At 62.8% G+C, this 18,902-nt stretch carries 19 protein-coding genes; 10 read left to right on the top strand and 9 right to left on the bottom strand.

Annotated elements, in window-relative coordinates:
• Nucleotides 1-232: 232 nt before the first annotated feature.
• The 6 genes from ACFVSI_RS16690 to ACFVSI_RS16665 all read left to right on the top strand — a co-directional run bounded on the left by ACFVSI_RS16690 (nucleotide 233) and on the right by ACFVSI_RS16665 (nucleotide 5,812).
• Nucleotides 233-1,573 (top strand): MFS transporter, encoded by a 1,341-nt coding sequence (locus ACFVSI_RS16690; RefSeq protein ID WP_387825986.1) that lies wholly within the window; start codon nucleotides 233-235, stop codon nucleotides 1,571-1,573.
• A gap of 98 nt (nucleotides 1,574-1,671) precedes the next feature.
• Complete coding sequence (locus tag ACFVSI_RS16685; RefSeq protein ID WP_387825984.1) at nucleotides 1,672-2,352, top strand: GntR family transcriptional regulator; 681 nt, start codon at nucleotides 1,672-1,674, stop codon at nucleotides 2,350-2,352.
• On the top strand, nucleotides 2,349-3,158 hold the full coding sequence (locus ACFVSI_RS16680; protein WP_387825981.1) for an aspartate/glutamate racemase family protein: 810 nt from the start codon (nucleotides 2,349-2,351) through the stop codon (nucleotides 3,156-3,158). Before ACFVSI_RS16685 ends, ACFVSI_RS16680 begins: the two co-directional genes overlap by 4 nt.
• A 24-nt stretch (nucleotides 3,159-3,182) precedes the next feature.
• Nucleotides 3,183-4,607, top strand: a complete 1,425-nt coding sequence (locus ACFVSI_RS16675; RefSeq protein WP_387825978.1) for an amidohydrolase family protein — start codon at nucleotides 3,183-3,185, stop codon at nucleotides 4,605-4,607.
• A 10-nt stretch (nucleotides 4,608-4,617) separates the two neighbouring features.
• Nucleotides 4,618-5,343, top strand: a complete 726-nt coding sequence (locus ACFVSI_RS16670) for an Asp/Glu racemase (protein WP_387825974.1) — start codon at nucleotides 4,618-4,620, stop codon at nucleotides 5,341-5,343.
• A 118-nt stretch (nucleotides 5,344-5,461) separates the two neighbouring features.
• A complete protein-coding gene (locus ACFVSI_RS16665; protein WP_387825971.1) occupies nucleotides 5,462-5,812 on the top strand; it encodes a hypothetical protein in 351 nt (116 codons plus the stop codon).
• A gap of 110 nt (nucleotides 5,813-5,922) precedes the next feature.
• On the opposite strand, the gene ACFVSI_RS16660 is transcribed toward ACFVSI_RS16665, so the two are convergent.
• The 5 genes from ACFVSI_RS16660 to ACFVSI_RS16640 all read right to left on the bottom strand — a co-directional run bounded on the left by ACFVSI_RS16660 (nucleotide 5,923) and on the right by ACFVSI_RS16640 (nucleotide 9,697).
• On the bottom strand, nucleotides 5,923-6,270 hold the full coding sequence (locus ACFVSI_RS16660) for a hypothetical protein (protein ID WP_144660680.1): 348 nt from the start codon (nucleotides 6,268-6,270) through the stop codon (nucleotides 5,923-5,925).
• Nucleotides 6,271-6,392: 122 nt separating this feature from the next.
• On the bottom strand, nucleotides 6,393-6,584 hold the full coding sequence (locus ACFVSI_RS16655; protein WP_387825967.1) for a hypothetical protein: 192 nt from the start codon (nucleotides 6,582-6,584) through the stop codon (nucleotides 6,393-6,395).
• Between the two features lie 172 nt (nucleotides 6,585-6,756).
• Entirely contained in the window at nucleotides 6,757-8,130 is a 1,374-nt protein-coding gene (locus tag ACFVSI_RS16650; protein WP_387825965.1) for an NAD(P)(+) transhydrogenase (Re/Si-specific) subunit beta, read from the bottom strand.
• Entirely contained in the window at nucleotides 8,127-8,468 is a 342-nt protein-coding gene (locus ACFVSI_RS16645; RefSeq protein ID WP_387825962.1) for an NAD(P) transhydrogenase subunit alpha, read from the bottom strand. Before ACFVSI_RS16645 ends, ACFVSI_RS16650 begins: the two co-directional genes overlap by 4 nt.
• An 11-nt stretch (nucleotides 8,469-8,479) precedes the next feature.
• Nucleotides 8,480-9,697 carry a Re/Si-specific NAD(P)(+) transhydrogenase subunit alpha gene (locus ACFVSI_RS16640; protein WP_387825959.1) on the bottom strand — a complete coding sequence of 406 codons (1,218 nt, stop codon included), beginning with the start codon at nucleotides 9,695-9,697 and terminating at the stop codon, nucleotides 8,480-8,482.
• Between the two features lie 219 nt (nucleotides 9,698-9,916).
• Between ACFVSI_RS16640 and ACFVSI_RS16635 the strand changes: the two genes are divergently transcribed.
• From ACFVSI_RS16635 to ACFVSI_RS16625, 3 genes are read left to right on the top strand one after another with little or no spacing between them, the layout of a single operon-like run.
• On the top strand, nucleotides 9,917-11,932 hold the full coding sequence (locus tag ACFVSI_RS16635; protein ID WP_387825957.1) for a hypothetical protein: 2,016 nt from the start codon (nucleotides 9,917-9,919) through the stop codon (nucleotides 11,930-11,932).
• A gap of 23 nt (nucleotides 11,933-11,955) precedes the next feature.
• Complete coding sequence (locus ACFVSI_RS16630; protein ID WP_387825954.1) at nucleotides 11,956-12,735, top strand: glucosamine-6-phosphate deaminase; 780 nt, start codon at nucleotides 11,956-11,958, stop codon at nucleotides 12,733-12,735.
• A gap of 53 nt (nucleotides 12,736-12,788) precedes the next feature.
• Nucleotides 12,789-13,610, top strand: a complete 822-nt coding sequence (locus tag ACFVSI_RS16625; protein WP_387825951.1) for a CPBP family intramembrane glutamic endopeptidase — start codon at nucleotides 12,789-12,791, stop codon at nucleotides 13,608-13,610.
• A 74-nt stretch (nucleotides 13,611-13,684) separates the two neighbouring features.
• On the opposite strand, the gene ACFVSI_RS16620 is transcribed toward ACFVSI_RS16625, so the two are convergent.
• From ACFVSI_RS16620 to ACFVSI_RS16605, 4 genes are all read right to left on the bottom strand, one after another.
• Nucleotides 13,685-14,779 carry a 2Fe-2S iron-sulfur cluster-binding protein gene (locus tag ACFVSI_RS16620; RefSeq protein ID WP_387825948.1) on the bottom strand — a complete coding sequence of 365 codons (1,095 nt, stop codon included), beginning with the start codon at nucleotides 14,777-14,779 and terminating at the stop codon, nucleotides 13,685-13,687.
• Between the two features lie 39 nt (nucleotides 14,780-14,818).
• Nucleotides 14,819-15,970, bottom strand: coding sequence for an aromatic ring-hydroxylating dioxygenase subunit alpha (locus tag ACFVSI_RS16615; RefSeq protein ID WP_387825946.1), 1,152 nt, complete (start codon nucleotides 15,968-15,970; stop codon nucleotides 14,819-14,821).
• 146 nt (nucleotides 15,971-16,116) lie between these two features.
• On the bottom strand, nucleotides 16,117-17,469 hold the full coding sequence (locus ACFVSI_RS16610) for a hypothetical protein (RefSeq protein ID WP_387825943.1): 1,353 nt from the start codon (nucleotides 17,467-17,469) through the stop codon (nucleotides 16,117-16,119).
• Between the two features lie 122 nt (nucleotides 17,470-17,591).
• Nucleotides 17,592-17,939, bottom strand: coding sequence for a RidA family protein (locus tag ACFVSI_RS16605; protein WP_387825940.1), 348 nt, complete (start codon nucleotides 17,937-17,939; stop codon nucleotides 17,592-17,594).
• Between the two features lie 184 nt (nucleotides 17,940-18,123).
• On the opposite strand from ACFVSI_RS16605, the gene ACFVSI_RS16600 reads away from it, so the two are divergent.
• Nucleotides 18,124-18,861: a transcriptional regulator gene (locus ACFVSI_RS16600; RefSeq protein ID WP_387825938.1), complete on the top strand. Its 738-nt coding sequence runs from the start codon at nucleotides 18,124-18,126 to the stop codon at nucleotides 18,859-18,861.
• Nucleotides 18,862-18,902 lie beyond the last annotated feature (41 nt).

The following is an 18,902-nucleotide window of genomic DNA, read 5'->3' as shown; positions in this document are numbered from 1 at the left end:
AAACCCTTGACAGTGCTTCCCGTCACATCTAACTTTGATTTTGGGATCCCAAAACGGGATCCCAAAAGATCCACTACCGGCTGCGGCCCGGCTCAATCAACGGGCAGGGACCGCAACAGTTGCCGCCGGCACGGGTCAGGCTGCAGCGGCATCCCGCCCGGCTCATCCCCCCAAAAGCCCCAAAAAGCCCCAAAGACATTCCCACCCGTTGACTCCTACCGAAGGAGAAGCTGTGTCTCTCGAAAACACCCAAGTGGCAACCCAGGACAACGAACAAAAGCCCGGCAAGGACGGCGTGCAGCGACGCACGAACGTCCGCTGGAAGCTCTTCATCCTGTTGTTGGTCCTGGTCGCCGTCAATTACATCGACCGCGGTTCCATCTCCGTAGCCCTGCCCATCATCCAAAAAGAATTCAATCTGGCTCCCGAACTCGTCGGCCTGCTCCTCTCTGCCTTCTTCTGGACCTACGCCCTGATGCAGATCCCCGTCGGCTGGCTGATCGACAAGTTCGGCCCGCGCAAGGTGGTCACGGCGTCCTGCATCGGCTGGGGCGCTGCCACTGCCGCATCCGGTTTCGCCGGAGGCTTCCTGAGCATGTTCATCGCCCGATTGGGCATCGGCGTCACCGAGGCAGGCGTCATGCCCGCCGGTGGCAAACTCAACGCCATCTGGATGCACAAGAAAGAGCGGGGCCGCGGCGCCACGATCCTCGACGCAGGCGCTCCCCTCGGCGCAGGCCTTGGCGGCATCCTGATCACCTGGCTGATCGCTTCCACCGGAAGCTGGCGGATGTCATTCATCATTGCCGGCGCAGCCACCATCCTCATGGGTTTGGCGGTCTGGTGGTACATCCGCGACAACCCCCGCCAGCACAAGGGCGTGAACAACGCTGAAGCGGACTACATCGAGGCTTCCCATGCTGAGGAAGACGCAGAAGCCGCCCGCGAAGGTGCCCAGGGCAAGCGCGCACTCCTCCCCTACCTGAAGTTCCGCTCCTTCTGGGCCATGTGCTTCGGCTGGCTCGGCTTCAACGGCGTGTTCTACGGCCTGCTGACATGGGGCCCGCTCTACCTTGCACAGGCAAAGGGTTTCGACTTGAAGACCATCGGCTGGTCCACGTTCGTGATCTTCGGCGCCGGGTTCGTCGGTGAAATCCTCGGTGGCACCATTGCGGACAAGTGGCGTGCCGCCGGCGCTTCGGCCAACAAGGTCATGCGGACCCTGTTGGGTATTTCCAGCGTCGTAGTGGTGGGCGGCCTGGTTGGCGTCACCGTCGTCGCAGACCCGATCACCGCCGTCGTGCTTCTTTCGGTGGTCCTGTTCTTCCTCCGCTGGGTCGGCCTGTTCTGGTCCATCCCGTCCATCCTGGGCGGCCGCACCAATGCCGGCGTCCTCGGTGGTGCAATGAACTTCAGCGGCAACATTGCCGGGTTCGTCACCCCGATTGTGGTAGGCCTGATTGTCGGGGCAACTGGCTCCTACACCTGGGCATTGATCTACTTTGTTGGGTCCGCGGTAGTCATGGGCGTCTCCGTCCTGGCCCTGGATTACAACAAGCGGCTCCCGGTCTGACTCGCACTCACCGGGCCGGCCGAGGGTCCTGAACCACCCAACGCCGGACACCTCCGGGCCGGGCGCATCGCCTTACACATCACGGAAATGGAGCTGACATGCTGACCGCAGAAGACACGAACACCACGGACCGTCCCCTCCGGGAATTCGTGCGTGACACGCTCCGTACCCGGATTTTCGAAGGCCACTATGCGCCCGGTACCCGGCTGGTGGAGCGGGACCTCGCCGCAGAGTTCAACGTCTCCCGCCTCCCCATCCGCGAAGCCCTCCGCATGCTAAGGCAGGAAGGGCTCATCCGGGACCGCTCCGGAAGGGGCACGGAAGTGAGCGGCCTGAGCCCCAAGGATGTGGAGGACTTGTTCGATGTCCGCCAATCCCTGGAAGTCCTGGCCTGCCGGCTGGCCGCGAAGCGCGCCACGCCGGAGGACCTCCAACACCTCGAAGGACTCCTGGACCAAGCCGAGCACTTCCTCGCCAAAGGCTCGGTCCTGGAAGCCCACCGCGCCAACAGCGAATTCCACGATGCCATCACCGGCATCGCCAACAACGACTTTCTCCGCTCCGCGCTCGAACCCCTCCAAGGCCGCATGCACTGGCTGTTCCGCCATGTCAGCGACCTCCCTGAACTGATCCGCGAACACCGCGAACTCTACGCAGCGATCGCCAGCGGTGACGCCGACCGCGCTGCCGCCCAATCGGCGTCGCACGTTGGCAAGTACCGCGACCAGTTTCCCGAGGACTACAGCGCCACGGAGCCCCAGCTACGGAAGAAACCATGAAACTCCTGGTCATCAACCCCAACATCAGCGATGACGTCACGGCGCTCATCGAAGCCGAAGCCCTCCGTTCCGCCAGTGCGGACACCGAGCTGATCGTCCGGACCGCCGGGCACGGCGTCGAGTACATCGAGACCCGGTTCGAATCGCTCATTGCCGCGGGTGCGGTGGCGGAGCTGATCGCCGAATACGCGCACGACGGCGACACGGCCCTGGGTGCGGCCGGCGCCGGTCCCGCCGTGGACGGCGTGGTTGTGGCGGCCTTCGGCGACCCTGGCATCCCAGCCCTGAAGGAACTCGTGGACGTCCCGGTCATAGGAATCACCGAGGCCGCACTGTGCGCTGCAGCATTGCAGGGGCAGCATTTCTCCATCATCGCCATCTCGGACCGCATCCAGGCCTGGTACCGCGATTGCGTGGAGCGCTTCGGATTCGGCGGCCGCCTCGCGTCCATCCGTTCCATCAATCAATCCCTCAATTCCATCGGCTCGGTCCAGGCCGATTTCAAGGAAACCCTCCTGGCACTCAGCCGGCAGGCCGTCGCAGAGGACGGCGCCGACGTCGTGATCCTGGCCGGTGCGCCGCTCGCGGGGCTTGCCCGTGAGCTCGAAGGCCAGATCCCCGTGCCCGTGGTGGACGGTATCTCCGCCGGTGTGCGCATGGCCGAAGCCGTGGTGTCGCTGAAGTCCGGCGTTCACCGTGGTGGTTCTTTCGCGGCTCCGCCGGTGAAGACCCGACGCGGCCTTTCCGCCAACCTCGACGCCGCGCTGACGGCCGCGCAATCGGCCCAGCTCTCCCCCACGGCCTAAGACTTTTCAGAAAGAAGGACGACGATGTCCCAACTCCCAGACCTCGTGATCGCCAACGGCACCGTGGTGAACAACTTCGGGCGGCAGGCCGCCCATGTCGTCGTCGACGGCGGCAAAGTCACCTCCCTGCTGGACGCATCGGAACCCATACCTTTGGCTGATCGGACCATTGACGCAGCCGGCATGCTGGTCATCCCCGGCGGCGTGGACGGACACTGCCACGTAGCCCAGGTAACCGGCCGTTTCCGAACCCTGGACGATTACAACATCTCCTCCACAGCTGCTTTGTGGGGCGGAACCACCACCATCATCGACTTCGGCATCCCCCGCGATGCCCAGGAAACCCCGCTCGATGCAGCCCTCAACAAGAAGCGCCTCGCTGCCGGGTCCCGCTGCGATGTTGCCCTGCACGGCTCGGTGATCTCGTGGGACGAGACCGTGCCCTGGCAATTGGAGCAATTGGCTGCCGAGGGTATCCGGTCAGTGAAGATGTACACCACCAACCGTGGATCGACCATGGCGGACAACGACACCATCCTTAAGGTGATGCGTGAGATGGCGCGGCTGGACGGCCTGACCTACATCCACGCCGAGCACGACGCCATCATCAGCGACTGCACGGAAGAGCACGCCGCGGACGGACTGATCGGGATCGAGCATCTGCACCGCACGCGGCCCGAGCTCGCCGAAGAGATTTCCGTCAAGGAAACCTTGGCCATGGCCGAGTACACCGGAGCCCCTGTGTACTTCGTGCACCAGTCCACGCCCGGCGCGGTGGATCTGGTCTCTGAGGCCCGTTCGCGGGGTATGGAGGCATATTCCGAAACGTGCCCGCACTACCTCACCCTGGACGACACGGTCTACGGCTCAACCTTCCCTGAGTGGTACGCCTGCTGCCCGCCCATGCGCAGCGCCGAAACTGTGGCTGCTTTGAAGGACCGCTTGGTTGCCGGGGCCATCCACACCGTTTCCTCGGACCACTCCTGCTACGACCTCTCGCAAAAACGGGAACGCACGGACGACATCCGTTTCATGCCCCACGGCCTGCCCGGCGTCGAGACCCGCATGCCTGTCACGTTCACTGCCCTGGTCACCGAGGCCGGTGGCTCCGTGGAGGACTTCGTTGAGGTCTTCTCTGGCGGGCCCGCCCGCATCAACGCGCTCCCGTTGAAGGGCGCGATCGTGGAGGGTTTCGACGCCGACCTCGTGATTTTCGATCCCGCCGCACAGCGAACCGTCGACGGCGGTGCGCTGCACATGGGGACTGATTTCTCGCCTTTCGAAGGGAAGACGCTGAATGGTTGGCCCGCCGTCGTGGTTTCCGCCGGACGCGTGGTCCTCGATGGCGACGGCTTCCACGATCCCGGCCCCGTGGGCCGTTTCGTCGCGCGGAACGGTTTCACCGAGCACCGCGATGCCCTTTCCGCGCCCATTTCCGCTTCTGTCTAAGGAGTCCCTCATGCCTACCCTTGACCGCCCCACCCGCATCGGCATGATTGTGCCGTCCTCCAACACCTGCCTGGAACCGCAGACGTACCGGATCCTCGGCGAGCGCCGGGACGTCACCGTCCATTCCACCCGGATTCCCGTCACCCGCATTGCCCTGGATGATTCCTCGGACAAGCAATTCGATGCCACCGTGATGCGCGACGCGGCGGAGCTCCTCGCCACCGCGAATGTGGATGTCATCGCCTGGAACGGGACGTCCGGCTCCTGGCTCGGAGCGGGTCACGACCACGCAATCGTCCGCGAGATCACCGAAGCCACTGGCATCCTCGCCACCACCTCGACGCTGGCCTATCTGGCCGCATTTGAGGCGTTCGGGACTGAGCGGATCGGACTGTTCACCCCGTACACCTCCGATGTCAATGACACCGTGATCGCTTCCTACGCCAGAGAGGGCATCAAAACCATAAACCACAGGCACTTGGATCTCAGCGACAACGAGTCCTTCGCCCGGGTGACGGACCAGGAGATGCTGCCCGGCTCCCTCGAACTGGCCGCATCGCATCCCGATGCCTTGGTGTACCTCTGCACCAACCTGTACGGCGCCAACATCACGGCGGAGGTGGAGGCCCGCACCGGAGTACCCGTTCTCGATTCCGTGGCGGTCACCCTCTGGCATGCCCTGAAGCTGGCCGGGGCACCGCTGCTGGACCCGAAGTGGGGCCGGCTGCTGGCATAGGGCGTCGCTGTGTTCGTGTCCAACCTCGTCGCAGGGCGTAGGCCGCGGAACCATCTTTGCCCTGGCTGCCCTGCCCATCGGCGTCATCGTGTGGATGGTTATCTGGGGCTTCGGCTGGATGACTTCCCTGGTCACTTTCGCAGCTGCAGCCATGGCCGCCAAGTTCTACGTTGCAGGCGCAGGCTCGTTGAGCCGCAAGGGTGTTTGGGTGGTCGCCGCAATAACCGCCGCGACTGCCCTCTTGTCCTTCGTTGGCGGGGTCTGGCTGGACGCCGTCCAGTTCCTGGGGCGCGAGCCCCTGGCCATGGTCTTTGATGCAGAGCCGTGGGCACTCATGTCGGACAACCTTGCCTACAACCCCGCGTTTGTCGGGGGTTATATGAAGGACTTCCTGTTGGCACTGCTGTTCGGCGCCCTGGGATGCTTCTTCACCCTGCGTCGGCTGTTTGCCGCGACCAAGGGCTCTTAGGACGCATTTCCGCGATCCTTCCCGGTTGCTTCCCCTTCACCACCGCTTTGCTACCGGCACACGGTCTCGCGGTGGGCTGGAGTCGGAGTACCCGGGGAGGAGCGCGGGGCTCAGTCCTTGTCGATCAGCTCGAGGAGCTTGCCCAGGGCGTCCCGGATGTCGTCGTAATCGTTTTGACCGGCGCGGCTTTCCGCAGAGATGACTCCACAGCGGTGGATCTTCTTGAAGTCGCCGATAGGGAATTTGTAGTGGCCCTTTTGGTCGTCGGGGTGTTCGTCGTCGACGCCGAGGTACCACTTGCCGTAGTCAGCGAAATCGTGCTTGTCCAGGAAGGCGTTCTCCTCCTTGGTGGAGGGTGCGTGCTCGCTCCAGTCGTCCCGTTCGTCCTTGACGGCCTTGCCGTCGCGGATCAGGTGCTTTGCGTTCTCGAACGCCTTCTTGTTGAGTTTCACGGTCATTTTCTCAACCCTCGATTCGGAGTGCGTTGGTAAAAAGGACAGGATGCTTCTTACCTTTCACCATATGCCGATGGCCCATCGCTCCGAAAGCATCGGCGCCCGCGAGAAGCAAAAGCCCAGCCCTATTTGAGGAGCCGCACCCCGATACCGGTGCCCCGCTCCTTCAGCACCATCCGCCGGCCGATGGGCCCTTTCTGCCGGAGCCACAGGACGTTGCCATCAAAGGTCACCGCATCCACGATGCCCTCGTCCACGACTTCCTTTCCGCGGAGGATCTGGACAGCTTGGCCGGCGAGCAGCTTCCAGTCGGACACCCGTTTTCCGGTAGCCTGATCAAAGCGCGCCCCGAACAGTGAATTTTTCGCACCCTCTTGCAACGGATCACTCCTCGCGTCTACAAACCCTTTACAGAAGGTGTGCCGCCCATGCGAGAACTGTGACGCGATTCTGCGATCTATTTAATTTACGTTCACAACTTAATGGGCTTTACAACGCCTTCACCGCACCGAGTACCTTGGTCAGGGAGTCCTTGGCATCGCCGAACAACAGCGTGGTCTGCGGTTCGTACAGCAGATCATTCTCGATGCCCGCGAAGCCGGGGCGCATGGAGCGCTTAAGGAACACCACTTGCCGGGCGTCTGCGACCTCAAGGATGGGCATCCCATAGATGGGAGAGCCCGACGTGGTCTTGGCCGCGGGATTCACGACATCGTTGGCACCCACCACCAAGGCGACATCGGCGGTCTTGAACTCCGAGTTGATGTCTCCCATTTCCTTCAACGACTCGTATGGCACATTCGCCTCGGCCAGCAGTACATTCATGTGCCCGGGCATACGTCCGGCCACGGGATGGATGGCGAAATCCACCTCAGTTCCGCGGGATTCCAGGGCCAAGGCAAGCTCTGCTGCCGTGTGTTGCCCCTGCGCCACGGCCAGTCCGTAGCCGGGCACGATGATCACCCGTTGTGCATAGCCAAGGAGCACCGCCACGTCCTCTGCGCTGGACGAGCGCACTGGACGCTCGCTCACCGTGGTGGATCCCGCCGTCGAACCTCCCTTGAAGGCGCCAAACAGGATGCCGGCGACGCTGCGGCCCATTGCCGCCGCCATGGCCCGGGTGAGGATGGTGCCCGAGGCGCCCACCAACGTTCCGGCGACCACCAACAGCACGTTCCCCAGCACCAAGCCCGAAGCCGCGACGGCCAAGCCGGTAAAGGCATTGAGCAGCGAGATGACAATCGGTACGTCCGCACCACCGACCGGAAGGACCAACAGGACACCGGCAGCGAGCCCGAGCACCAGCAGCACAATGGCCCAGCCCGGCGCGCCACTGGCAATGACCACGACACCAGCAGCGACAGCGGCCAGCAGCACCACAGCCATCAACACCGGAAGCCCCGGGAAGGTGACGGGCCGCGTGGTCATGATCCCTTGCAGCTTGCCAAAAGTGACCGCCGAACCCGCGAACGACACCGCGCCTACCAGCAACGTGAACACAATGGCCAAGCGCACCCACGAGTCCTCCGTGTGGGGCAGCTCGAGCAGCGCCACCAATGCGGCCGCACCGCCACCGACGCCGTTGAACAAGGCCACCAGCTGCGGCATCTGGGTCATTTGCACGCGTCGTGCCACCGGCGCTGCGATCCCGGCACCCAGCACAATCGCGCCCAAAATCCACGGAATGTTGTCCAGCTTCACGGACAGGAAGACTGTCAGCACAGCCACCAGCGCCCCGAAGGCGCCAATCAGGTTGCCGCGGCGCGCGGTCTTCGGCGAGCTGAGCCCCTTCAGCGCCAGGATGAAACATACAGCCGCCGCAAGATACAGGAGGGCGGTCCACGTCGGGTTCAGGAGCGTCACGGTCGCCGTCCCTCTGCTGCACGGCCCGCCCTGCCTGCCGGGTTGACGTCCGACGGCGGCCGCTGCCTTCCGTGGAACATCTCCAGCATGCGGTCGGTCACCACGAAGCCACCGACGAGGTTGGCCGTCGCGAGGACCACGGCCAAGAGCGCGATGACCAGGATCCATATGTCAGCCGCCTGTCCTGCCACGATGATCGCGCCCACCAGGATGATTCCGTGGATGGCGTTGGCCCCGGACATCAAGGGCGTGTGCAGGGTGCTGGACACCTTGGAGACCACCTCGAATCCCACGAACACCGCCAGCACGGTGATCGTCAGCAAGCTCAGGCCATCCATCAATGCGCTCCTTAACTTCCGTGGCTTGCGGCGGTTGGACCGGGTGCGCGGGTTCCGCTGCCATGTGCTTCGCCAGACGTCTCCCCGGCGAGCGCCGCGAGAGCTTCCGCCGTGGGCGCGTGCAGGATGACGCCGTCGTGGGTCAAGCAGGTGCCTGCCACCACTTCGTCGTCGAAATCAAGGTTGATCGTCCCGTCCTTTGTCATGAGGGCGAGCAGGTTGGAGACGTTCTTGGCGTAGAGGCGGGACGCGTCGGCGGGCATGGCGGACGCGGGATCCTTGAGCCCGACCAGCGTGATGGTGCCCTGGCCGTCGGCGGTGGGAATGTGCTGGTCCTGCCCGGGAATGACGCCCTCCACGTTGCCACCGGACTCGGCAGCCAAGTCGACCACAACGGAACCGGCCCGCATGCCCTGCACCATTTCCCGGCTCACCAGCAGCGGCGCGCGCCTGCCAGGAACTGCGGCAGTGGTGATGAGGACGTCTGCTTGGGCAACGTGCGGGGCGAGGAGGGCCCGTTGCAGCGCACCCCGATCGGCACTGAGTTCGCGGGCGTATCCTCCGGAGGCTTCGGCGGTTTCCAGGTCGAGTTTGATGAAGGTGCCACCCATTGACGCGACCTCGTCGGCCGAGGCTGGTCTGATGTCGTTGGCCGAGACGCGGGCCCCGAGGCGCTTGGCAGTGCCGATCGCCTGCAGCCCGGCCACACCCGCGCCCAAAACGAGCACGCGGGCCGGGGGGATGGTCCCCGCGGCGGTCATGTACAGGGGAAAGAACCGGGGCAGCCGCATCGCCGCTTCGAGAACGCATCGGTAGCCGGCAACGAGGGCCTGCGAGGTCAGCGCATCCATGGACTGTGCCCGGGAAATGCGGGGCACCAGCTCAAGCGCGAACGACGTAACGCCCCCTGCGGCGAGCGCTCGGACGGTAGGCAACTCCGACGACGGCGACCCCAAACCCACCGTGACGGCGCCGCGGTGGAGGGCTCCCGCCGTCGTCGGATCCATGGGACGCACATGGCAGTAGACGTCGAGAGTACCGAGCTCCAGGGAAGGGACGACGGCGGCACCGGCGTTTTGGTAGTCGGCGTCGCTGTGGCCGGAGGCGACGCCGGCACCTGACTCGACCTCGACGTCGAGTCCCAGCCCCGTCAGCTGCGTGACCGTTTCCGGCGTGGCCGCCACCCGCCGCTCGCCGTCGAGCGCCTCGCGTGCAATGCCTGCTTTCAACGCCGCCCCTCTCCGGAACCGACCAGAACGTGGTTGCCACGAGTTTATGCATGCGGACGGGGCGGCGATAGGCGTAGGGAGGTTTGAAAATGTTCGAATTCTGGAATTCGCGCGCAGCTGGCTGGAACATTGTTCGCAGGTGCCCTGAACGTATCCGGAACGTCTCGGAAGCTACCACCCCCTGGACCCCCAACGGGATACTCAACGAGGAGACCTTCCATGTCCTTTTCCCTGAATCGTCGACAGTTGCTGCAGACCGGCGGAGTCGCCGGATTGGCCGCCGCCTTCGCTTCGATGTCTTCCGGAACGGCCAACGCCGCCCGGCCTTTGAACGCCTCAGGTCCGCAGATCACTGACTTCGGACCCGCCGTCGTGCAGTTCTCGCTGATGAGTTCGCTCCTGGTGGGCGATACCGTGTACATCGGTTCGCGGAACCTGAACCCTGTGCGGATCATCGGCTACCACCTGCCCACTGGGCGGGTGACGTCCCGGACCGATCTGGGCACGGGTTACAGCATCCAGGCCCTTGCCGCCGATCCGGGCGGCCGCTACCTCTACGCCGGCGTGCTGCGTGACGGCGTAGATGGCAAACCGAACATTTACCGCTGGGACTTGAGCACGCCGGCCTCCCCTGCCGTGGGCGTCGGCGAAACGGGCGATCGCGACATCCGTGCCCTTGCAGTAGCGCCCGACGGCAAGGTGTACGCGGCCGGTGGCGGTGTCACGACGGATGCCCCGTCCTTGTGGGAATACGATCCCGAGACCAACGCCACCACAAGTTGGGGCGTGCCCGACCCCGGAGCCACCATTGCCCAGGCTGTTGCTGCCACGGCCAGCTACGTATATTTCGGCACCGGCAGCACCCTTGGCGGAGGCAACGGATCCAGCCCGGGACGTTTGTTCGCCTTCGACCGGACCACGAAGGCCTTCACCAACATCCTCCCGGCGGAGGTAGCTTCCGGGGTGTCCGTCACCTCGCTCAGTGTGCTCGACGGACAGCTCGGCGTTGGCGTGAAGGGGCCGGGGAAGTCCGTGCTGATCAACCTCGCGGACCACTCCAAGTACACGATCATCGCCAAGACCGGAGTCATGTTCCGGCAGCTGGGGAATCAGGTCTTCTTCGTCAAGGAACCCGGCGTGTGGGCCTACAACATGACCACCAAGAAGATCACGCAGATCCTCACCGAGGATGTTGGTGCCATGTGGGGCCTGGATGTCTATCTCGGCAAGGCACTGACCGTCTCCTCCTACGACGTGATCGAGATCGACCCCGCGGCCAAGACCGCGGTGAAGCACGACCTCACCGAGGCCGGAGCGCCGGGTGGGCCGCAGCTGTGCATGGGCCTGGCTACGGGAGCGGGGGACGTTTACGTCGGCGGGACCGGCGTGATTGCCAGGCACCAGTTGGCTTCGTCCAACGTCTCCTACCTGCGTGCCACCGGTGAAGCGAAGGACGCCGTAGTGGTGGGTGGGGTCCTGTTCACAGGGCAGTACAACTCCCGCGGAATCCTGGCCTACGATCCCACCACCGGCCAACTCCCCTACCAGGTTGCTGCGCTTCCAACCGGTCAGAACCGACCGCTGGATGTCTGTTGGGATGCAGTCAACGGTCTGGTCATCGCCGGCGCCCAGAACGACACCGGCGGTGGTGGCTGCTTCGCCGCTTACAACCCGGGCACCACGCAGGTCATCACCAAAGTGAACCCAATCGACAACCTCCAGATGGTCCGTGCCGTGGCCACACGAAACGGCGTGGCATTCCTCGGCGGCGACAACATCTACGCCGACGGCCCGCGCAGCACCGTGGTGGCGTGGGACCCCGTGGCCAACCAGGAATTGTGGCGGCTCGATCCCGGCCAGAGCACGGGCATCGCCGCCTTGGCTGTGCAGGGAAAGTACCTCTACGGCATGTCGCGGCGGGCGGCGGGCCTGTTCGTCGTCGACCTTGAGACCCGGCAAGTGGTCCACCGTGGCGACCTCAGCAGCGTGTGCACCGACTTCGGCGCCCTGCAGGTCAGCCGCGGCATTGTGTACGGCGTCTCGGACACCACCGTTTTCCGCATCGATCCCAAGACGTTCGCTGTCTCCGTGGTGGTGGCCGGCATCAACGGCGGCTGGTACAGCGGCCCGCACATTACCGCGGACGAGGACGGCCTCCTGTACACGCTGCAAGGACCCAACCTCGTCCGGATCGATGACCAGCAGGCGATGCAGACGCTGCGTCAAGCTCGATAACCAGTAACAAGGGAGAACAGTCCATGGCAGAAGTCATCATCGTCCGTGACCAGGAAGAGGCGGGAAGCATCGCAGCGTCCCTGTTCGTCGAGCAGCTGCAGCGCAAACCCGATACCGTCCTGGGACTGGCCACGGGTTCCACGCCACTGTCCACTTATGCTGCTCTGGCCGCGACAATCCGGGACACGGAGCTGGACATTTCACAGGTGCGTGGCTTCGCCTTGGATGAGTATCTGGGAGTGCCACCGGAGCACCCGCAGAGCTACCGCTCCGTCATCACGTCCGAAGTGGTTGTGCCGCTGGGGCTGACGCCATCCTTGATCCATACCCCTCGCGGTTTCGGGGCGGGCTTCCAGGCCTCCGGGGACGAATACGAGTCCGCCATCCTCGCGGCCGGTGGCATCGACATCCAGATCCTGGGCATCGGCACCAACGGGCACGTGGGCTTCAATGAGCCGGGGTCTTCCCTTGCCTCAACCACACGGATCAAAGCATTGGCTGCACAGACGCGGGCGGACAACGCGAGGTTCTTCGGCTCCCCGGAAGACGTGCCCACCCACTGCGTCACCCAGGGCCTCGGCACCATCCAGCGTGCCAGGCAGCTGGTTCTGCTCGCGTTTGGACCCGCGAAGGCATCGGCCGTCGCGGCCGCCCTGGAAGGTCCGGTTTCGGCGTCAGTCCCTGGTTCCATCGTCCAGCTACACCCTCGTGCAACGGTGATCGTTGACGAGGAAGCGGCTGCCCTGCTGCAGCACGCCGATTACCACCGGCTGGCCCGTGCCGGTGTGGCAGGGCTCCGGTAAGTTTGGAGGACCGGTTTCCAGCAGAGGGAACGGCGCAAAAGGGGGCAACAAAAATGGGGTACTCAGGCACGTCTCGGTGGAAGCTTTTTTGGGAAAAAGGCGGATGGTGGCGCGCTGTCCTGCTCGCTGTCGCGTACGTCATCCTCTACAACCTGTGTTCCTTGGCCTTCGGTCCGTTGCTCGGTGAAATCTCCCACCCTGAAGGCGCCGGGTTCATTCTTGTTGTGTACGCACTGCCAATCCTGGTGGGCTGCATCCTGCTGGTTCTTTTCGGATGGTCCGTGGGCTGGCTTCGGGACCTCTTTGCGCGCCAGCCGATCGGTGGCCGCGGGTGGATGTGGGTCGCCGTCGTCGCAGTTCTGGCGTTCAACCTTCTGCGCTTCGCCACGATCGACTACACCGCCGTTGGCTTCGAGGTCATCGCCACATGGCTACTTGCGGGTCTGTTTATAGGCTTCGCTGAAGAGACGCTAACCCGTGGATTCGTCATCAGGCTCCTACGCAGGGCACGGTATCGGGAAATCGTAGTGGCCGTCATCTCCGCGGCCGTGTTCGCGGGATTGCACGCCACCAACCTGCTCTCCGGGCAGTCTTTGTTCGTCACAGCCTTCCAGTTGCTGTACACCTTCGCCTTCGGCATCTGCATGTATCTGGCGTACAGGCTGACTGGCCGGTTGATTGTGCCCATCCTGCTGCACGCCAGCACCGATCCCAGCATTTTCCTGCAGACGGCACACGCCGTGGACGGCCCGCTCACCTCGATTGCCGGGCTGGGGAACATCGTGGTGATCGGGGTGGGTCTGGTGTCGATGTGCTTCATCCGTGGGCGGGTGGCGGCCCCGGAGATGGAGACCGAATTGCAGCCCCAGCGCTGAGCGCTCCCTGGGCCGGGCGACGTAGTCAGCGAAACGTTGCAAGGACCTCTGCGCTTGAGGAAGCACCTCAGTGGTTAGCTGTCGAAGTCCAACTGAATAGCCTTGTCCGCTGGATAGGATTGGCAAGCAAGAACGTAGCCGTCCTCAATTTCGTCCGGATCCAAGGCGTAGTTTTCGCGCATATCGACCCGTCCTTTCCGGACAAGTACCCGGCATGTGCCGCAGACTCCGCTGCGGCAGGAGAACGGAGCGTCGTCCCGGGCGGCTTCCAGACCCTGAAGCAGCGTGACATCACCCGACTGGACGTACGTGTTGTTTTGACCGCCCAACGTTGCAACGACAGTGCTCTCACCCGTGTGTCCTTCTTCCCCTACCGGGGGCGTGTCTACGGGTGCGCCATCAGTACTGAAGAGTTCCAACCTTACGGCCGAGGGCGCAACGCCGTTTCCGAGCAGCAGATCCCGTGCCCCTACCGCCATTTCGAAGGGTCCACATATCCAGATGTGGTCATACTCGATCGCAGGAGCCAGCCTCCCCAAGGCCTTTTGGAGGCCGGGGGCATCAAGCCGGAAGGGTGACTCGCCCGGGGTCCTGCCTTGACGGGAAAACGTCTGCAACGTCGTGAAGCGGTGCTGGTATCGCGCGGCCAGGTCCTCGAGTTCCTCGGCGAACATGACCGAGGCGGGTGTCCGGTTGCCATAGACCAGAGTGACATCCCCGTCCCCTGATGACAGCACTGATGAAGCGATAGCCAGTATCGGCGTGATGCCGGATCCAGCGGCGATGCACAGGTGACGCCCCTTGTCCTCAGGGTGGATGAAGAACCGGCCCTGAGGCGGGAACACATCGATAGAGTCTCCGGGACGCACATCCCGAACCAACCAAGGAGAAAAATGCCCTCCGGCAACTTCGCGCACCCCGACACGGAAACCTTCTCTCGTAGCACCAACGATGGAGTAGTTCCTCCGATGCTCCACTGTGTCGGTGACTCGACGGAGCGCCACTGATTGGCCGGGCGCGAAGGAAAACGTCGTACGCAGTGCTTCCGGCACGATGAAAGCTACCGAGACTGAGTCTTGGGTCAGCCGCACAACATCCGAAACTACGAGCGAATGGTAGGACGACGCAGCGGAGGCAACCTGCTGGCCGCTCTTAAGATCTGTCTTCACGGTGCCACCTCCATTGGGTTTGCAGTGGATGTGTTTCTGTTACAGGCCGGCCGTCTGCAGCCAGCCCTCGTAGGCCCGGTGGAAATCCACCACCGAGGTCTCCTCGTAGGACAACGGCCCAGCGACAAACGACCGGGACTGCACTCCCTTTTGAGTTCGCTCGCAGAGTGCCCAGTCCTGCTTGTTTGTCTCATCCCATACACGGATGAGGTTTGCGAGGTCGTAGTCGACCCGTTCCTCAGCCTCTTTATGGACAAGCCACGAAGCAGTAACCCGTGTTTTGTCCAGACTGATGGGCTCGTCCCGAAGAACCATTGCGTAGTCCGGGCATGCAACCAAGGCAAACGTTGGCTTGATGTGGATCGAAGCGGTGTATGGTTCAAGACCTTCAGCGAACTTGCCGAGCATCCTCGCCGACGCTGGCTGACCGCCGACAGTGAGAGAGGTCGCGCCGGCTTTCAGCGGGAAGCGTGAGGTCTTCACGACAGGGTCATATCCCGGCGGAATTTCACACACGACCGGCCCGTCGCTGGTGATCTCCCGGATATCCACAGCACTCAGGAATTCAGGATGGTTCGCTCCACAGTGGTAGCACTCCTGGGCATTTTCCCAAACCAGTTTCCAGTTGGCGGAGATCTCGTACGTGATCGTGTGGGCAACCCGGGCTGAGGCAAGATCGAATGGTGCCAAGGATTCTTCGCCGATGCTTAGCATTTCCTCCAGGTCGCGTGAGGGACGCTCAGCCAGGTTCACGAAAATAAACCCTTGCCATTCCTTCACGTTAACGGGAGTGAGTCCGTACTGGCTTCGATCAAAGGTGTCAGGCATTTTCGGAGCACCCTTGAGGGAACCGTCAAGGTCATAACCCCACTGGTGGTAGGGGCACACAAAACGCCGGGCGACGCCGCAGCCCTCGTCAACGAGACGGGCACCGCGGTGCCGACATACATTGAAGTTCGCTGCCAATGCGCCTTCACGCGTGCGCGCCACGATGACGCTCTCTTGTCCGGACTCCACCGTCAGATAGGAACCCGGTTCGGCCAGTTGCGAGACGTGTCCAGCGTAGATCCAGGACGCTCCGAAAATGGCCTCGATCTCCTGATCGAAGACCTCTTCGGAGAGGTACAGCTCACGAGGGATTCCGAGGCCTTCGGCGACCTGGTGACGCATGAGCTCGCTTGCGTTCGTCACGGATTCATCAACTCCTTAAAATGAGGCCCCAGCCGATGATGTGACTGGAAGTTTGGGATGCCCGGCGGTAGGCGCAGACGGCCTGCCGATTGAGATGCTATGAAAATGCTTCCACAATATGTTGCAAGAAGCAAGGAAAAGTTGAACTATTCTGAGATCGGAATGGCATCCGGCGGTGCTAAGAATGCCCGCACGCTTTCCGTGAGTGCCCTGCGGGCATCGTCACCCACGTATGGCATGTGGCCGGCGGCGAACGGAATGACGTTCACGCGGCCGCCGTCTGCATCGACCTGATCCGCGACATATTCGGCAGATCCCAGAGGGGTCACCAGGTCAAAGTAGCCGTTGGCAAAAAGCACCCGCAGGCCGGGGTCTCGATCCAGCGCGGTGGCCAGCCGGGAGACATGATCCGGAGGCGCGACGATGCCCGGCCCACTCCCCCAGTCCCACGGAGTGCCGACGGAAGTGAAATCGATGAGTTTGTAGTCCGAGGCCTTGGCTACTTTGAGATCACGGAGACGCGCCCGACTGGCATAGGCGAAAGCTGCTGAGAACTGGCCCATCCCTGCGTCATCAGCCACGACATCGACTCCGGTGGAGTGGCGGGCGGCCGTGTACCTGGCGTCGAACGGGCCGACCCGGCCAGAGGGCAGAAGCTCCTCGGAGAACTTTTCGGCCGTGATTCTGAGGTTGTTCTGCACCAAGAGCGCGGTTGGCAACCCTATGACTTCGGAGAGCCGGTTGGCGATGGAGCGTCGTCGGGCTCCGCCCAGCCTCAACCCCTCATGCATCGCCACAACCAACTCCTGGTTTGCAAAGGCGCGGGCTTTGGCTACGTGATCTTTCAAGGGAGTGCCCCCGCCGACTATTCCGTGATACCACGCGCTGGCGGCGTAGGCGGTGGTCCGCTGCACATAGCCAAGATCCCCGTGCATGGTGCGCGCAAGATCGAGCACCGAGCCAACGAGGATGGCACCGTTGAAGCTCATGCCCGGGAGCCACCCGCCTTCGGTCGGTCCTCCCAAGGCGCGCCCCAGAACTTCAACCGCGCGGACGCTGCCGTAGCTTTCTCCGAGCAGGTATCGGGGCGAGTTCTCCCGTCCGTTGTGACAGCACCAGTCCATAATGACGGCCAGGGTTGCCGCGGCGTCAGGGATGGATCCATAGTAGGCCTTCGGCTCCGTCCCTGGCTGCAGTCTCGCCAGACCGGTCCCGGGAGGATCAATCAGTACTACGTCGGCGGTCTCGAGGATGGTTTCTGCCGCCGGGCCGATCTTGAACGGAGGGTGCGTACCGGGGCGCATGCCATCGGGAAACTCCAGGCGGTAGGGACCAAGGAAGCCTATGTCCAGAAAACCTGCCGCAGCCCCCGGTCCACCATTGAAGGCGAAGATGACCGGACGGTCGTCACGCAGACCGGAACCTTCCAGGCAATGACTCGTCGTGACGAAGGTTGCCTTTGAATCATCCGGGTCCGTCACGGTCGAGGAAGAAACCACTGTTTCGATAAGAGTGCCGTGAGCTCCTTCAACCCGTCCCCCTCCAAGCCGAGTGGTTGTTTGGACTGTGTACATGCTGATCCCTCCAGCTGCCGTTCTGTTTGAGCTGCTGCGACGATGCTCTAGCCGTTAGTGACAGTAATTTCCAACTCGACGAGGAACGGGCCTACCAAACCGGCCTGGACAGTCGTGCGTGCCGGAGGGTCCGACGGAAAAATTTCATCGAACAGCGCGCTGTAGTCCTTGTAGTGGCTAATGTCGGCCAAGAAGGCGCGCACAAAGGCCACATCACCCCAGTTGCGCCCCGCCTCCTTGACAACGCGTTGCGCGTTGGCAAACGCTTGGCGCGCCTGGGTGTCGAAGTCTTCTCCAGAACACTCCCATTCATCAGTGACGCCAACGATGCCGGACAGCAGAACCGCGTCTCTGAGTGCGACGAAGTCCGCACACTTGGGTTTCGAAAAAGCCATGGCTCGTCCTTTCCTGGAGGAGGCATCCGAAAAAGGATGTCCCCAAGAGCTAGTCAACAAATTGTTGCAGGCTTATGAATAATGATCAACCATGTCAATCGTTTGTTGACTCCTCCGCCGTCGGGAAGCGATGCTGGAGCTTGGCAACTGCATCCCGCACAGTCCTTCAACGAATGGTAATTAGATGGTTTCCAAGAAGCTCGCGAACCAGCGACAGGCTGCGCACCGTGTTACGTTCACCGCCGATCAGGTCATGTTTGCCGACCAGGTAGTATCGATCGTCGCGCCGGTGGTTCCTGCCCTGGGATTGGCCCTCGGCGAGAACACAGAGGTCGTTCTGCACAATCTTTGCGAAGTTCCGAGCAGTATTGTGGCAATCGCGAACCCCGTGAGCGGCCGAACGGTTGGCGGTCCGATCACTGATGTAGGCCTTCGGTTTGTCGAATCAAACGAACTCGAAGACATGATCGGCTACCGAACCGAGACAACCAACGGGATGAGCATGCGTTGCTCGAACATCTTTTTCAGATCGCCTGACGGACGGGCGGTTGCCTGCCTGTCCCTCAATTGCGACGTCACCGATTTTGAGCGCGCCCAAATCGCCCTTTCCGCTTTGACGGCCATGCCCTTGCCTCCGTCACCCCACGCAGTGGACACATTCCCGGTATCAGTGGACGGACTTGCTCAGGGTATTCTGAAAGACTCCACAAGCACAGTCGGTGTTCCCGTCGAACTCATGAAAAAGTCGCACAAAATGCAAGTTGTCCAGGAACTCGACGACCGCGGATTCTTCAACATCCGCGAAGCAGTGGAACTCGCTGCGGAGCACCTGGATGTTAGTAGGTTCACGATTTACAACTACCTGAACGAGCTCGGCCTGCGCGCCAAGAATAACGGTGCGGAATCCAGCTCAAGCTCCTGACCGCCGCCCAGGGACCGTCAGAGACCGTCCCTGGGCAGAGC

The organism is Paenarthrobacter sp. NPDC057981 (genome assembly GCF_042886835.1).
Lineage (GTDB): Bacteria > Actinomycetota > Actinomycetes > Actinomycetales > Micrococcaceae > Arthrobacter.
Note: the sequence above shows the minus strand (reverse complement) of the source record. Positions and strands in the feature narration are given on the sequence as shown.

Excerpts from the sequence above, each read along its gene's own strand:
- ACFVSI_RS16685 (WP_387825984.1), top strand. The coding sequence starts at position 1,672 with ATGCTGACCGCAGAAGACACGAACACCACGGACCGTCCCCTCCGGGAA.
- ACFVSI_RS16680 (WP_387825981.1), top strand. The coding sequence starts at position 2,349 with ATGAAACTCCTGGTCATCAACCCCAACATCAGCGATGACGTCACGGCG.
- ACFVSI_RS16675 (WP_387825978.1), top strand. The coding sequence starts at position 3,183 with ATGTCCCAACTCCCAGACCTCGTGATCGCCAACGGCACCGTGGTGAAC.
- ACFVSI_RS16670 (WP_387825974.1), top strand. The coding sequence starts at position 4,618 with ATGCCTACCCTTGACCGCCCCACCCGCATCGGCATGATTGTGCCGTCC.
- ACFVSI_RS16665 (WP_387825971.1), top strand. The coding sequence starts at position 5,462 with ATGACTTCCCTGGTCACTTTCGCAGCTGCAGCCATGGCCGCCAAGTTC.
- ACFVSI_RS16660 (WP_144660680.1), bottom strand. The coding sequence starts at position 6,270 with ATGACCGTGAAACTCAACAAGAAGGCGTTCGAGAACGCAAAGCACCTG.
- ACFVSI_RS16645 (WP_387825962.1), bottom strand. The coding sequence starts at position 8,468 with ATGGATGGCCTGAGCTTGCTGACGATCACCGTGCTGGCGGTGTTCGTG.
- ACFVSI_RS16635 (WP_387825957.1), top strand. The coding sequence starts at position 9,917 with ATGTCCTTTTCCCTGAATCGTCGACAGTTGCTGCAGACCGGCGGAGTC.
- ACFVSI_RS16630 (WP_387825954.1), top strand. The coding sequence starts at position 11,956 with ATGGCAGAAGTCATCATCGTCCGTGACCAGGAAGAGGCGGGAAGCATC.
- ACFVSI_RS16625 (WP_387825951.1), top strand. The coding sequence starts at position 12,789 with ATGGGGTACTCAGGCACGTCTCGGTGGAAGCTTTTTTGGGAAAAAGGC.
- ACFVSI_RS16605 (WP_387825940.1), bottom strand. The coding sequence starts at position 17,939 with ATGGCTTTTTCGAAACCCAAGTGTGCGGACTTCGTCGCACTCAGAGAC.
- ACFVSI_RS16600 (WP_387825938.1), top strand. The coding sequence starts at position 18,124 with ATGGTTTCCAAGAAGCTCGCGAACCAGCGACAGGCTGCGCACCGTGTT.